Annotated in this window: 11 protein-coding genes and 1 rRNA gene; 8 read left to right on the top strand and 4 right to left on the bottom strand. The window is 52.5% G+C overall.

Translation table 11 applies throughout. The features are described from left to right. Positions 1-7: 7 nt before the first annotated feature. Both viaA and ravA read right to left on the bottom strand, forming a co-directional pair. Positions 8-1,456 (bottom strand): ATPase RavA stimulator ViaA, encoded by a 1,449-nt coding sequence (viaA, locus tag AC07P6_RS30385; protein ID WP_304254538.1) that lies wholly within the window; start codon positions 1,454-1,456, stop codon positions 8-10. Next, positions 1,453-2,952, bottom strand: a complete 1,500-nt coding sequence (ravA, locus tag AC07P6_RS30380; protein ID WP_182235435.1) for an ATPase RavA — start codon at positions 2,950-2,952, stop codon at positions 1,453-1,455. The genes viaA and ravA overlap by 4 nt, the downstream gene beginning before the upstream one ends. A gap of 217 nt (positions 2,953-3,169) precedes the next feature. Here ravA and kup point away from each other — a divergent pair, with 217 nt between their 5' ends. From kup to rbsR, 7 genes are all read left to right on the top strand, one after another. Beyond that, positions 3,170-5,038 carry a low affinity potassium transporter Kup gene (gene kup / locus AC07P6_RS30375; protein WP_181484293.1) on the top strand — a complete coding sequence of 623 codons (1,869 nt, stop codon included), beginning with the start codon at positions 3,170-3,172 and terminating at the stop codon, positions 5,036-5,038. Between the two features lie 184 nt (positions 5,039-5,222). Beyond that, on the top strand, positions 5,223-5,642 hold the full coding sequence (gene rbsD / locus AC07P6_RS30370) for a D-ribose pyranase (protein ID WP_304254543.1): 420 nt from the start codon (positions 5,223-5,225) through the stop codon (positions 5,640-5,642). Positions 5,643-5,649: 7 nt separating this feature from the next. Then, positions 5,650-7,155 carry a ribose ABC transporter ATP-binding protein RbsA gene (rbsA, locus tag AC07P6_RS30365; RefSeq protein ID WP_182235436.1) on the top strand — a complete coding sequence of 502 codons (1,506 nt, stop codon included), beginning with the start codon at positions 5,650-5,652 and terminating at the stop codon, positions 7,153-7,155. 5 nt (positions 7,156-7,160) lie between these two features. Further along, entirely contained in the window at positions 7,161-8,126 is a 966-nt protein-coding gene (gene rbsC / locus AC07P6_RS30360; RefSeq protein WP_112215583.1) for a ribose ABC transporter permease, read from the top strand. Positions 8,127-8,153: 27 nt separating this feature from the next. Continuing rightward, complete coding sequence (gene rbsB, locus AC07P6_RS30355; RefSeq protein WP_110276051.1) at positions 8,154-9,044, top strand: ribose ABC transporter substrate-binding protein RbsB; 891 nt, start codon at positions 8,154-8,156, stop codon at positions 9,042-9,044. A gap of 98 nt (positions 9,045-9,142) precedes the next feature. Next, entirely contained in the window at positions 9,143-10,075 is a 933-nt protein-coding gene (rbsK, locus tag AC07P6_RS30350) for a ribokinase (protein WP_182240582.1), read from the top strand. A gap of 3 nt (positions 10,076-10,078) precedes the next feature. Next, on the top strand, positions 10,079-11,071 hold the full coding sequence (gene rbsR, locus AC07P6_RS30345; RefSeq protein WP_110276052.1) for a ribose operon transcriptional repressor RbsR: 993 nt from the start codon (positions 10,079-10,081) through the stop codon (positions 11,069-11,071). On the opposite strand, the gene mdtD is transcribed toward rbsR, so the two are convergent. Both mdtD and AC07P6_RS30335 read right to left on the bottom strand, forming a co-directional pair. Further along, positions 11,068-12,465 (bottom strand): multidrug transporter subunit MdtD, encoded by a 1,398-nt coding sequence (mdtD, locus tag AC07P6_RS30340; RefSeq protein ID WP_304254548.1) that lies wholly within the window; start codon positions 12,463-12,465, stop codon positions 11,068-11,070. The genes rbsR and mdtD overlap by 4 nt on opposite strands. After that, positions 12,462-13,169: a FadR/GntR family transcriptional regulator gene (locus AC07P6_RS30335; RefSeq protein ID WP_434660983.1), complete on the bottom strand. Its 708-nt coding sequence runs from the start codon at positions 13,167-13,169 to the stop codon at positions 12,462-12,464. Before AC07P6_RS30335 ends, mdtD begins: the two co-directional genes overlap by 4 nt. Before the next feature lie 480 nt (positions 13,170-13,649). Between AC07P6_RS30335 and AC07P6_RS30330 the strand changes: the two genes are divergently transcribed. Next, positions 13,650-15,189: ribosomal RNA gene (locus AC07P6_RS30330) — 16S ribosomal RNA — on the top strand. The last annotated feature ends 2 nt before the right edge of the window (positions 15,190-15,191 follow it).

The raw sequence follows: 15,191 nt of genomic DNA, 5'->3' as shown, positions 1-15,191 counted from the left end.
AGATCAACTAACGCCGCCAGCGACGCAGCAGGCGGCTACGTAACCCGGTATCAAAGCGCCAGATATGATCGAAAATGCGCATGATGCCGGGCTTACCGTGTACCGACATTGCCACCGCATGAAAACGGTGCTGATGTTTATGCTGTAGCTCCCCCACCTTATTGATCACCTCATCTGGCAGGCGCTGGGCGATAAAATCGGAAATCACCACCGCATCAGCATCTACCCACTGAGGGTTCTGCATTCGCTCAATAACAGCCCGGAAGCAGCTGGCCAAATCCGTACCGCCGCGAAAGCGCTGGCTTAAGAAACGGATTGCCTGTTCAAGCCCCTGTGGTCCGGTGAGTTCGTAATGCACCACCTCGCTGGAAAACAGCATAATGAAGCAGCGGCGATTATCTGCCAGTGCGACCCGCATCAGCGCCAGACAAAAAGCCTTGGCGCACTGCTCATTAAATCCGCCCATTGATCCCGACGTATCGACGCAGACGATAAACGGCCCTCGCGGCTGTTCATCAAAATCCTGGCGGGTGACTGGACGCTCGGTTACCTTTTCCTTCCAGGCATCACCGTGAAGTCGGTAGGTCAGCAGCTGTTTCTCTACCAGCTTACGATAGAACTCAAACTCCAGCTCGGTGATGCCGAGTGTGGCCAGCTCCGGCGGCAGCAGGCGCAGAATATCGTCGCTCTGCTGTAGCCCATCGACCTGCTCCGGCACGGTTGCCGGTTCTCGCACCAGGCTGCGGAAGGTTTCCATCGGCGCATCCTTTTTTGGTACCGCCTTCGCCTCTCTGGAACGACCCAACTGCTCAGCAAGCTGCATAAGTTCAGGCTGCTGAGTCAAAAAATCCCCGTAGCGAACGATCAACTGATAATCACCGCGCCTCAGCTCTCCTGCGCTCATATCCCACAGGTGCCCTGCTGCGTTATCATTTTCCACCAGCACCGGCTCCAATTGGCCGCTGAGAGTCATTCGTTCCTGGACTTCGCTAAGCAACTGATCACGCTCCTCATCCAGCAGTTGCTGATTGAGGGACGTTGCCTGCACCACCAGACTCAAACGCCAGCGCTGGAGAAATAGCGTATGCAGAGCGGGGGTAAAAGTATGATTGTTATCCACTAACTGCTGTGCCTGGGCGGCAAAAGGGGAGTGAAGCTTGTGTAGCTGACTCAGGATTTGCGGGAGCTGGACGATAAACTGCGAAGTGGAAAGCCGCTGTGACTGTTGATAGCACTGAACTTCCGCATCCAGCTCGGGAGGAACATGGGTCTCTTTTAGCCGCGATCTGACCGCCTCACGCCAGCGAGGAATGTCTGCGGCGATGATGTTTTTTAGCCGCGGAAATTTTTCAAAGAAAATGGCTAACTGAGGTGCGGCCAGAAGTGCTAACAGCATCTCGTCGATCATTCCCTCTTCGCCGACTGCCAGCATGACATTCAGCATATCCAGAGTCATGACTGTCGGGCCTGTTTAATCTGCGTCCCAACGTCCTGCAGGCTGGCTTCGATGCGTCCCAGCCACTCTCCGGGAATAAACAGGCATTTTTGCTGTTCGCTGAAGCGGTTGTGTTGTTGATGCCATTCGTCGTCCAGCGCTTCCAGCTGTTGCCTGATTTCGGCCGGCATATTTTCCTGCGATTCACTGCCGGGTAGGGAGAGACGCGACCCCTGCAGACTGACATCGCGCACAACCAGGTGCTGGCTGGTATCGACATCCATATTCAACTGCTGGGCAAAGCCTATACCGTTGAGTTTACCGCGGATCTCACCGCCTTTTTCCAGCCAATGCGCTAGCTCTTCACGGACAAACGTAATATGAATGACTTCCAGATCGTGCAGTTTGAGCGGCTGCTGGAGTAGCAGAGTTAGCGTGGGTGCCTGCACTTCAGCAGGCAATTCATAATGAGGTTTCCGGCTAAACATACCGCCCAGGCGCGTCACTTTCAGCGCGGTCTTATCGCTTTGCTGTTGCTGAAGCTGAATGCGCCTCTGGATAATCGTCCCCAGGCGGGTGAGCATTGCCTGTTGCTGCCAGGCGTGGCTGGTCATTAAGGTTTCCAACTGCACGGACATCAGGTTCATGGTCTCAATGTTGTGCCACAGGCAATCTTTCAGCAGGATCAGGTCGATAGGGGCAATGGTATCTCGACCGCTGAAGAAGGCGCTGGCTTGCAACAGGCGGATGGCTTTTTTCCAGCGACGATCTGAAACGTAGGGCGCGTTGGGTAGAGCATCCAGTTGCTGGCGCAACTGGAAAATCAGTTCAAACACGCTGTCCGGCAGCTTAACGGCACCGATATCTTGCTGCCATTGTATGAATTCCTCGTCGCTGACCTGCAAATTAGTTGGAACTGGGTTGCTGTTCTCATCCTGCTGGCTTATCAACATTGAGCGGAAATTGGTTTTATCTTGTACCTTATCCAGCCATAAACGGATGAGCATGCGATCGTATAAGGCTTCCAGGCTGTTATCCGCTTCAGGCAATTCGTTCGATGCTGCCACCAGCAGGCGCATAGGGATTTTCTCTTCGGTTGCCCCGTTGCGAAAATGGCGCTCGTTTATCGCCGTCAGCAGCGTATTGAGGATCGCCGGACCTGCTTTCCAGATTTCATCGAGAAAAACAATTTCGGCTTCCGGAAGGTAGCCGGCTGTCAGGCGTTCGTAACGACCTTCGTCTTTCAGTGCCTGGATGGAAAGTGGGCCAAAGACTTCTTCCGGCGTTGAAAAGCGGGTCATCAGATATTCAAATGCGCGGGCTCGCTGGAAGGCGAACTTGAGACGGCGGGCAATTAAGCTTTTGGCGATACCCGGTGGGCCCAGCAAAAAAACGCTCTCGCCGCTGAGTGCCGCAAGTAGACAAAGGCGTATTGCGTGGCTGCGTTCAAAGAGTCCTTTTTCCAGTGCTGCGCTGAGCCGGGAAATTCTTTCTGCCAGTAAATGTGATTGAGCCATAATTGAGTTGCGTGCTTTTTAGGATGTCGTTGTTAAGTCGAGTATAGATGTTTGATTAGGGGTGGTAATAGCCTGAAGAATCGATTTATTTTCTTTGAGTCAGGTTAAGATGATGTCAGTTAGGGGTACGATTTAGCAAATAATCGTGCATACTGTGCGCTTTTTGTGGGCCAAGGGACTAGGCACACATTTGTTTTATAAACGAAAAGACTAGTCTATGAGCTCTGATAATAAGCAATCGTTGCCAGCAATAACGCTGGCGGCAATCGGTGTGGTATACGGCGATATCGGTACCAGCCCGCTATATACACTTCGTGAATGCCTGTCTGGCCAGTTTGGCTTTGGCGTTGAGCGTGATGCTGTTTTTGGCTTCCTGTCGCTCATTTTTTGGCTGCTGATTTTTACCGTATCACTCAAATATATTACCTTCGTTATGCGGGCGGATAATGCCGGTGAAGGTGGGATCCTGACGCTGATGTCGCTGGCAGGACGTAACACGTCCGCGCGAGCAACATCCGTACTGGTGATCCTTGGCCTTATCGGCGGTAGCTTCTTCTACGGAGAGGTGGTCATTACGCCGGCAATCTCGGTCATGTCAGCAATCGAGGGGCTGGAAATTATCGCTCCTGACCTGGATACTTGGGTTGTCCCCATATCCATTATTGTTCTGACGCTGCTGTTTGCTATCCAAAAGCACGGTACCAGTATGGTGGGCAAGCTGTTCGCGCCAATTATGCTGATCTGGTTCCTGCTGCTGGCAGTGCTAGGGGCGCGTAGCATTTTTGCTAACCCGGAAGTGTTGCAGGCGTTGAACCCATACTGGGCGGTTCACTTTTTCCTTGAATATAAAACCGTTTCTTTTGTCGCTCTGGGCGCGGTGGTACTGTCGATTACCGGCGTGGAAGCGCTGTATGCCGACATGGGGCACTTCGGTAAATTGCCTATTCGTCTGGCCTGGTTCTCGGTGGTTCTGCCTTCTCTGGTGCTGAACTACTTTGGTCAGGGAGCGCTACTGCTAAAACATCCAGAAGCGATTAAGAACCCGTTCTTCCTGCTGGCGCCCGAGTGGGCATTGATTCCGATGCTGATTATCGCCGCCCTGGCGACGGTTATCGCCTCTCAGGCGGTGATTTCCGGTGTCTTCTCGTTGACCCGCCAGGCGGTGCGTCTGGGATATCTTTCGCCGATGCGCATTATCCATACCTCGGAAATGGAGTCCGGCCAGATTTATATCCCGTTCATTAACTGGCTGCTCTATATCTCGGTGGTCATTGTGATTGTCAGCTTTGAGCACTCCTCGAACCTGGCGGCGGCATATGGGATTGCGGTGACGGGAACCATGGTGCTGACCACCATTTTGTTCTCGACGGTAGCGCGTAAAAACTGGCACTGGAATAAGTTTGTTGTGGCACTGCTGCTGGTGGCCTTTATGTGCATCGACATTCCGCTGTTCTCAGCTAACCTCGACAAAATCGTCTCCGGTGGCTGGCTGCCGCTGACGCTGGGTTTGGTGATGTTTACCATCATGACCACCTGGAAAAGCGAGCGTTTCCGCTTGCTACGTCGGATGCATGAACACGGTAATTCTTTGGAAGCGATGATCTCTTCCCTTGAAAAATCGCCGCCGGTTCGCGTTCCTGGGACCGCCGTATATATGTCCCGAGCGCTGAATGTGATTCCTTTCGCTCTGTTACATAACCTGAAGCACAACAAGGTGCTGCATGAGCGGGTGATCTTGCTAACGCTGCGTACAGAAGATGCGCCATACGTGCATAATGTTCGTCGCGTGCAGATTGAGCAGATTTCACCGTCGTTCTGGCGCGTGGTTGCCAGCTACGGCTGGCGTGAAACGCCGAATGTTGAAGAAGTCTTCCACCGCTGCGGGCTGGAAGGCCTGAGCTGCCGGATGATGGAGACCTCCTTCTTTATGTCGCATGAGTCGTTAATCATCGGCAAGCGGCCATGGTATCTGCGCCTGCGCGGTAAGCTGTATCTTCTGCTGCAGCGCAATGCCCTGCGAGCGCCGGACCAGTTCGAAATCCCGCCAAACCGGGTTATTGAACTCGGCACTCAGGTCGAAATTTGATCCTCTAAAGCCCTTCCTCGTGAAGGGCTTTTTGCTGTTTGTTATTCTGACTTCCTTCCTTTACCTCAGTTTTGCGAAACGTTTCGATAGCGATCACAATTCTCACTTCTGATGATGGTTTTTTGCTCGAGTATTTATAATACTTATGTCAGCGAAACGTTTCGCTAGTGGAGCAAAAGAGAAAATGAAAAAAGGTACCGTACTTAACGCTGATATTTCGTCGGTCATCTCCCGCCTGGGTCATACCGATACGCTGGTAGTTTGCGATGCTGGATTACCAGTACCTCGCAACAGCACGCGTATCGACATGGCGTTAACCCACGGAGTTCCCTCCTTTATGCAGGTTCTGGAGGTGGTGACGAGCGAAATGCAGGTTGAAGCGGCCATCCTCGCGCAAGAGATTAAAACCCTTAACCCGCAGCTCCACGCGACGTTGCTCAGACATCTTGAGCTGCTGCAGCAACACCAGGGAAACACCATTGAAATTCGTTATACCAATCATGAGCAGTTCAAAAAAGAAACTGCAGATAGTCAGGCGGTGATTCGCAGCGGGGAGTGTTCCCCGTATGCGAACATTATTCTCTGTGCTGGCGTCACGTTCTGAGGCGGTCATGGACGCACTCTTACAACTCAAAGGGATCGATAAATCGTTCCCGGGCGTGAAGGCGCTCTCCGGTGCTGCGTTAAATGTCTACTCTGGGCGCGTCATGGCGCTGGTGGGCGAAAACGGCGCAGGCAAATCCACCATGATGAAGGTGCTGACCGGGATTTATGCCCGTGACGCTGGTTCGCTATTATGGCTGGGTAAAGAAACCACCTTCACCGGCCCGAAATCCTCCCAGGAAGCGGGTATCGGCATCATTCACCAGGAGCTGAACCTGATCCCGCAGCTGACGATTGCAGAGAACATCTTTCTCGGCCGTGAGTTTGTGAATCGCTTTGGCAAAATCGACTGGAAGAAGATGTATGCAGAAGCCGATGTTTTGCTGGCGAAGCTGAATCTGCGCTTTAAGAGCGATCGTCTGGTAGGCGATCTGTCTATCGGCGATCAGCAGATGGTGGAAATCGCCAAAGTGCTGAGCTTCGAGTCGAAAGTCATCATTATGGACGAACCGACCGATGCGCTGACCGATACCGAAACCGAATCCCTGTTCCGCGTCATCCGCGAGCTGAAATCGCAAGGGCGCGGCATTGTTTATATCTCCCACCGTATGAAAGAGATCTTCGAAATTTGCGATGACGTGACGGTCTTCCGTGACGGTCAGTTCATTGCCGAGCGTGAAGTCGCCAGCCTTGATGAAGATCTGCTGATTGAAATGATGGTGGGACGTAAGCTCGAAGATCAGTACCCGCGCATTGATAAAGCGCCGGGCGATATCCGTCTGAAAGTGGATGCGCTGTGTGGGCCGGGCGTGGAGAACGTCTCTTTTACCCTGCGTAAAGGCGAAATTCTTGGCGTCGCTGGGCTGATGGGCGCAGGGCGTACGGAACTCATGAAAGTGCTATACGGTGCGCTGCCGCGCACCAGCGGCTACGTCACCCTTGATGGCCATGAAGTGGTGACGCGTTCTCCGCAGGATGGCCTGGCAAACGGCATCGTTTATATCTCTGAAGACCGTAAACGTGATGGTTTAGTGCTCGGTATGTCGGTCAAAGAAAATATGTCGCTGACTGCGCTGCGCTATTTCAGCCGCAGCGGCGGTAGCCTCAAGCATAAAGATGAACAGCAGGCGGTCAGCGATTTTATCCGCCTGTTTAATGTGAAGACGCCGTCTATGGAGCAGGCCATTGGGCTACTTTCCGGCGGTAACCAACAGAAGGTGGCGATTGCCCGCGGGCTGATGACTCGGCCAAAAGTGCTGATCCTTGATGAACCAACCCGCGGCGTGGACGTTGGGGCGAAGAAAGAAATCTACCAACTGATCAACCAATTTAAAGCCGATGGTCTGAGCATCATTCTGGTCTCTTCTGAGATGCCAGAAGTGTTGGGCATGAGCGATCGCATCATGGTGATGCATGAAGGGCATCTCGGCGGTGAATTCACACGCGAGCAGGCCACCCAGGAAGTATTGATGGCTGCCGCTGTGGGCAAGCTTAACCGCGTGAATCAGGAGTAAAAAAGATGAATAACCCGACTGTTTCTGGTCGCCGCTACTTCACCAAAGCGTGGTTGATGGAGCAAAAATCGCTGATTGCCCTACTAGTGCTGATTGCGGTTGTCTCTACCATGAGCCCCAACTTTTTTACCGTGAATAACCTGTTCAATATTCTGCAACAGACTTCAGTTAACGCCATCATGGCGGTAGGGATGACGCTGGTTATCCTAACGTCGGGTATCGACCTGTCCGTAGGTTCCCTTCTGGCGCTGACTGGCGCGGTCGCCGCTTCAATTGTCGGAATTGAGGTTAACGCGCTGGTGGCCGTTGCCGCTGCGCTGGCATTAGGTGCGGCAATCGGCGCTGTTACAGGCGTAATTGTGGCGAAAGGGCGCGTGCAGGCATTTATCGCTACCCTGGTAATGATGCTGCTGCTACGCGGTGTGACCATGGTTTATACCAACGGTAGCCCGGTAAATACTGGCTTTACCGACAATGCCGATCTGTTTGGTTGGTTTGGGATTGGTCGCCCTCTCGGGATCCCAACGCCGGTATGGATTATGGCGATCGTTTTTCTGGCGGCCTGGTACATGCTGCATCATACCCGTCTGGGTCGTTATATCTATGCGCTGGGGGGAAATGAAGCGGCAACGCGTCTATCCGGCATCAGCGTCAATAAAGTTAAAATCATCGTCTATTCTTTGTGCGGCATGCTGGCTTCGCTGGCCGGGATTATTGAGGTCGCGCGTCTCTCTTCCGCGCAACCGACAGCGGGCACCGGTTATGAACTGGATGCGATTGCTGCGGTAGTGCTTGGTGGCACCAGCCTGGCAGGTGGTAAAGGTCGTATTGTCGGTACGTTGATTGGTGCTTTAATCCTTGGCTTCCTGAACAACGGTTTGAATTTATTAGGTGTTTCATCCTATTACCAGATGATCGTTAAAGCGGTGGTTATTTTGCTGGCGGTACTGGTAGATAACAAGAAGCAGTAACTGAGAACTCTACAGGACATCTTAACTATGAATATGAAAAAACTGGCGACCCTGATCTCTGCTGTAGCTTTAAGCGCAACCGTAAGCGCAAACGCGATGGCAAAAGATACTATCGCCTTGGTTATCTCTACGCTTAACAACCCGTTCTTTGTCTCTCTGAAGGATGGGGCACAAAAAGAAGCGGACAAACTCGGCTATAACCTGGTGGTGCTGGATTCACAGAACAATCCGGCGAAAGAACTGGCTAACGTTCAGGACTTAACCGTTCGCGGAGCCAAACTGCTGCTGATCAACCCAACCGACTCTGACGCAGTAGGTAATGCTGTGAAGCTGGCGAATCAGGCGAAAATTCCGGTTATTACCCTTGACCGCCAGGCCTCAAAAGGCGAAGTGGTAAGCCATATTGCTTCTGATAACGTTCTGGGCGGCAAGATGGCCGGTGACTATATTGCCAAGAAAGTCGGCGAAAGCGCGAAGATTATTGAACTACAGGGAATTGCAGGGACGTCCGCGGCACGTGAGCGTGGCGAAGGTTTTCAACAAGCCGTTACGGCGCATAAATTTAACGTACTGGCTAGCCAGCCGGCAGATTTCGACCGCACTAAGGGCTTGAACGTCATGCAGAACCTGCTGACGGCGCATCCTGATGTACAGGCTGTATTTGCCCAGAACGATGAAATGGCGCTGGGTGCGCTGCGCGCTCTGCAAACTGCTGGTAAATCTGATGTGATGGTGGTTGGATTTGACGGCACTCCGGATGGCGAAAAAGCAGTAAACAGTGGCAAACTGGCTGCGACCGTCGCCCAGCTTCCGGAGCAGATCGGTGTGAAAGGCGTTGAGACCGCTGATAAAGTGCTGAAGGGCGAAAAAGTGGATACCAGCTATCCGGTTGAGTTGAAACTGGTCATTAAGCAATAATGTGTGATTCGGGCTGGTAACGGTCCGAGGGACAACATAATAAAGAAAAGCAGGGCATGCGCCACCGGGTGCCGGTGGCGCGCTTTCCGGGAATATTGATTATGAAAACCGCAGGCAAACTTGTCGTCCTTGGTAGTATCAATGCCGATCACATCCTTAACCTCGACTCCTTCCCTACGCCTGGTGAAACCGTCACCGGTCATCACTATCAGGTCGCTTTCGGCGGTAAGGGCGCAAATCAGGCCGTTGCTGCCGGGCGCAGCGGGGCAAATATCTCTTTTATCGCCTGTACCGGTGATGACGATATTGGTGAACGGGTTCGTCGCCAGTTGGAAAGCGATAATATCGACGTTGCGCCGGTAAGGGCTGTTGCCGGGGAATCAACCGGCGTGGCGCTGATTTTTGTGAACGCTGAAGGTGAGAATACTATTGGTATTCATGCTGGAGCTAACGCCGCCCTTTCCGTTACGCAGGTTGAAGCTGAAAAAGAGCGTATCGCCAGCGCGCAGGCGCTACTAATGCAGCTGGAATCGCCGTTGGAAAGCGTACTGGCGGCGGCGAAAATTGCTCACCAGAGTCAAACTGCAGTGATACTCAATCCTGCTCCAGCACGAGAGTTGCCAGATGAACTGTTAGCGCTGGTGGATATCATTACTCCGAACGAAACCGAAGCGGAAAAACTGACCGGCGTTCGAGTGGAAAATGACGATGATGCGGCAAAAGCAGCTAACGTGCTCCATGATAAAGGTATTGATGCGGTGATTATTACCCTCGGTAGCCGTGGTGTATGGGCTAGTCTCAAAGGCAACGGTCATCGTGTTCCCGGCTTTAAAGTCCAGGCTGTTGACACCATTGCCGCTGGCGATACCTTTAATGGTGCGCTGGTGACTGCGCTCCTTGAAGGTATGGTACTGGCTGAGGCTATTCGTTTTGCCCATGCCGCCGCGGCTATTGCCGTTACGCGTAAAGGTGCCCAGCCCTCCGTGCCATGGCGAAAAGAAATAGACGAATTTTTACGTCAACAGGGGTAACGCTTGGCCACCATGAAGGATGTAGCCCGCATAGCGGGCGTTTCCACTTCGACGGTTTCTCATGTCATCAACAAGGATCGCTTCGTTAGCGAAGCCATTACCGCTAAAGTCGACGCCGCGATTAAGAGCCTGAATTACGCGCCATCTGCACTGGCGCGTAGCCTTAAATTAAACCAAACCCGTACTATTGGCATGCTCATTACCGCCAGTACCAATCCGTTTTACTCGGAGCTGGTACGCGGCGTGGAGCGTAGCTGTTTTGAACGCGGCTATAGCCTGGTGCTTTGTAACACCGAAGGCGATGAACAGCGAATGAACCGTAATCTGGAGACGCTGATGCAAAAGCGCGTCGACGGTTTGCTGCTGCTGTGTACTGAAACTCACCAGCCTTCGCCGGAGATCATGCAGCGCTACCCTTCCGTACCGACGGTGATGATGGACTGGGCACCGTTCGATGGCGATAGTGACCTGATCCAGGATAACTCTTTGCTGGGTGGCGATATAGCGACGCAGTACCTCATCGATCAAGGCCATACGCGGATTGCCTGCATCGCAGGCCCGCTGGATAAAACCCCTTCGCGACTGCGTCTTGAGGGATATCATGCTGCAATGGCTCGTGCCGGGCTGGCAGTACCTGAAGGATACGTTATTAGCAGCGATTTTGAGTTTGGCGGCGGATTTAGCGCAATGGAAAAGCTGTTAGTACTCCCCAAGCTGCCGCAGGCGGTGTTTGTCGGTAACGACGCGATGGCGGTTGGTGCTTATCAGGCGCTTTATCAGAGTGGATTGCGCATTCCGCAGGATATGGCGCTGGTGGGTTATGACGACATTGAGCTGGCTCGCTATATGACGCCGCCGCTGACGACCATCCATCAGCCGAAAGATGAACTGGGCGAGCTGGCTATCGATGTACTCATCCACCGAATGGCTGACCCAGGACAAAAACAACAACGCGTTCAGCTGACTCCAGAACTGGTCGTGCGTGGCTCTGCTTAATGCTTGTGCCGCTCCTTAATCAGGTTGCGGCCATCTTTCGCTTTCAATAAAGCAAATACTAGCGCTGATACCACGGTGATTGCTCCCATGGTTATAAAGGTGTAGTGGAACTGCTCGATGGTATTTACACTATCGAACCCTTCATAAAAGCGCAGCACTGCCGCACTAATGGCGACCCCGAGGCTGATAGATAGCTGCTGGGTGACGGCCAGCATGCTGTTGCCGCTACTGGCATTTTCATCGGTCAAATCTGCGAGCGTGATGGTGTTCATTGATGTGAACTGGGTGGACATCGCCATCCCCAATACAAATAGTGGCAACAGCAGTACCCAAATCGACATATCCGGGGACTGCAGTGAAAATTGGGCGATCATCAGACCGATAAATATCGTGACCCCAACCAGCGTTTTTCGATAGCCAAACCAGCGTAGAATTTGGGTAACGGTCGATTTGGCAATAATCGAACCGATAGCTGTTGGTGCAATTATGCAGCCTGCGATAATCGCCGGATAACCAAAGCCCACTTGTAGCATCAGAGGCATCAGGAACGGGACGCAGCCGGTGCCCAGGCGAGTTGCCAGATTTCCCGCGATCCCCACTGAAAAAGTATGCGTCTTAAATAAAGAAAGCGAAATGAGCGGCGTAGGATGGCGGCGAGCGTGGCGAATATACGCCAACAGCATAACAACGCTCAGAGCAATGATGGATAGAGCAATCCATGTCGCGACGATCTTCTCACCAAACAGTTCGATTCCGCTGGAAAACAGTACCAGACTTAATCCGAACAGCAGAAAGCCGAGCGCGTCAAAACGGCGCCGGGGCGTAGTGAAGTCCGGCATATATTTACGGGCGTACACAATCCCGATAATGCCGATGGGAATATTAATCAGAAAAATCCAGTGCCAGCTGGCCCAGGTGACCAGTACACCGCCGAGTACGGGTCCGAGAATGGGGCCGACCAGCCCGGGCATCGTGACGAAATTTAGCACTGGTAGTAATTCACTGCGCGGATAGGCGCGTAGTAATGCCAGCCTCGCCACCGGCATCATCATCGCCCCACCTATACCTTGAATAACGCGGAAGGTAACCAGCTCTGTTAGAGAACCTGAGAGGGCGCAGGCGAGAGAACCCAGGGTGAATAGACTAACGGCGATGATAAACACTTTCCGTGTGCCGAAACGGTCAGCCAGCCAACCGCTGACTGGAATTAACATGGCCACGGTAAGCGTATAGCTGATGATAGCGGATTGCATGGCCAGCGGTGAACGGTTGAGACTCTGTGCTATAGCAGGAAGGGCGGTATTCAGAATGGTGGCATCCAGCGCCTGCATAAAAAAGGCCATCGCAGCAATCCACGGCAGCCCGGCCATACTACGCCCTTTCTTCTCGCTCATTCGGTGCCCTTTGAATGATTTGGAGCACTCAACAAAGCCTGACAGGCGTTCAGCGCTCGTGAACCGTCATTATCGAGGATGGCATCAACTATTGCCTGATGGAGATCCAGCTTCATCACTTCATTCTGGGTTATAGAAGTGAAATAGGTGTGGTAGACCGAATGGAATAGAGAAGCGAAAGAGATCAGAAAGGGATTTCCACTCATCTCATATATATGTTCATGCCAGGCCATATCGACTTCAATCCAGCGCTCGCGCTGAAAGTTTCTCTTCAACTCAATCATCTCCGCCATTAGAGCATTGAGTTGTGCTCTTTGTTCTGAGCTACCTGAATTCGCCGCCAGAAAACAGGCTTGCGGTTCAAGACTGCTGCGCATCACGAGGAAATGGCTAACAACCTCTTCAAAGTTATCTTCCGTTAACCACCAGGCTAGCAGCTCTTTGTCGAGAAAGTTCCAGCTACTGCGTGGCATAACGCGGGTGCCGATGCGTGGGCGAGGCAAAAGCATCCCTTTTGCTGTCAACGTTTTGACTGCCTCACGAACCGCCGTGCGGCTTACGCCGAATTGCTCACCCAGCTCTATCTCTCCAGGAAGAATGCTTTCTGGCTGATATTCGCCGGTCAGAATTTTTTGCGCCAGTTTCTCCGCTAATACCCAAGAGATATTCTTTTGTGCCGCCAGCTGCTGTGTGCTTAAAGACATAAATGCCGTTCCTTTCTCTTTTTTACTCTATCAGTATGCCATCAGGCGACTTACTTCGTTTGTTAAAACGGCAAAACGCCGGTTTTTTGCCACATTACACGTTGTTGTGGTGAAAAAAGAGACGGTTGAAAAGTTTTTTGAAGTTTCCTCTTGTCACGTCGGAATAACTCCCTATAATGCGCCACCACTGACACGGAACAACGGCTTACAGGCCGCCGGGTTAGCGGGGTTCAGCGATGAACGCCGGCAGAGAAAAGCGAAATTAAACGCTTGACTCTGAATGAGGAAAACGTATTATACGGGACCTCGCAACGGTGAGCGAAAGCCGCGTTGCACTGCTCTTTAACAATTTATCAGACAATCTGTGTGGGCACTCAAAGTGACATGGATTCTTAACGTCGCAAGACGAAAAATGAATACCAAGTCTCTGAGTGAACATACGTAATTCATTACGAAGTTTAATTCACGAGCATCAAACTTAAATTGAAGAGTTTGATCATGGCTCAGATTGAACGCTGGCGGCAGGCCTAACACATGCAAGTCGAGCGGTAGCACAGAGAGCTTGCTCTCGGGTGACGAGCGGCGGACGGGTGAGTAATGTCTGGGAAACTGCCTGATGGAGGGGGATAACTACTGGAAACGGTAGCTAATACCGCATAACGTCGCGAGACCAAAGTGGGGGACCTTCGGGCCTCATGCCATCAGATGTGCCCAGATGGGATTAGCTTGTTGGTGAGGTAACGGCTCACCAAGGCGACGATCCCTAGCTGGTCTGAGAGGATGACCAGCCACACTGGAACTGAGACACGGTCCAGACTCCTACGGGAGGCAGCAGTGGGGAATATTGCACAATGGGCGCAAGCCTGATGCAGCCATGCCGCGTGTATGAAGAAGGCCTTCGGGTTGTAAAGTACTTTCAGCGAGGAGGAAGGCATTGAGGTTAATAACCTTAGTGATTGACGTTACTCGCAGAAGAAGCACCGGCTAACTCCGTGCCAGCAGCCGCGGTAATACGGAGGGTGCAAGCGTTAATCGGAATTACTGGGCGTAAAGCGCACGCAGGCGGTTTGTCAAGTCGGATGTGAAATCCCCGGGCTCAACCTGGGAACTGCATTCGAAACTGGCAGGCTAGAGTCTTGTAGAGGGGGGTAGAATTCCAGGTGTAGCGGTGAAATGCGTAGAGATCTGGAGGAATACCGGTGGCGAAGGCGGCCCCCTGGACAAAGACTGACGCTCAGGTGCGAAAGCGTGGGGAGCAAACAGGATTAGATACCCTGGTAGTCCACGCTGTAAACGATGTCGACTTGGAGGTTGTTCCCTTGAGGAGTGGCTTCCGGAGCTAACGCGTTAAGTCGACCGCCTGGGGAGTACGGCCGCAAGGTTAAAACTCAAATGAATTGACGGGGGCCCGCACAAGCGGTGGAGCATGTGGTTTAATTCGATGCAACGCGAAGAACCTTACCTACTCTTGACATCCAGAGAACTTAGCAGAGATGCTTTGGTGCCTTCGGGAACTCTGAGACAGGTGCTGCATGGCTGTCGTCAGCTCGTGTTGTGAAATGTTGGGTTAAGTCCCGCAACGAGCGCAACCCTTATCCTTTGTTGCCAGCGGTCCGGCCGGGAACTCAAAGGAGACTGCCAGTGATAAACTGGAGGAAGGTGGGGATGACGTCAAGTCATCATGGCCCTTACGAGTAGGGCTACACACGTGCTACAATGGCATATACAAAGAGAAGCGACCTCGCGAGAGCAAGCGGACCTCATAAAGTATGTCGTAGTCCGGATCGGAGTCTGCAACTCGACTCCGTGAAGTCGGAATCGCTAGTAATCGTGGATCAGAATGCCACGGTGAATACGTTCCCGGGCCTTGTACACACCGCCCGTCACACCATGGGAGTGGGTTGCAAAAGAAGTAGGTAGCTTAACCTTCGGGAGGGCGCTTACCACTTTGTGATTCATGACTGGGGTGAAGTCGTAACAAGGTAACCGTAGGGGAACCTGCGGTTGGATCACCTCCTTACC

It is taken from the genome of Klebsiella sp. GFKo11 (assembly GCF_056490265.1).
The sequence above is the reverse complement of the archived record's forward strand: the minus strand, read 5'-3'. Positions and strand labels throughout refer to the sequence as shown.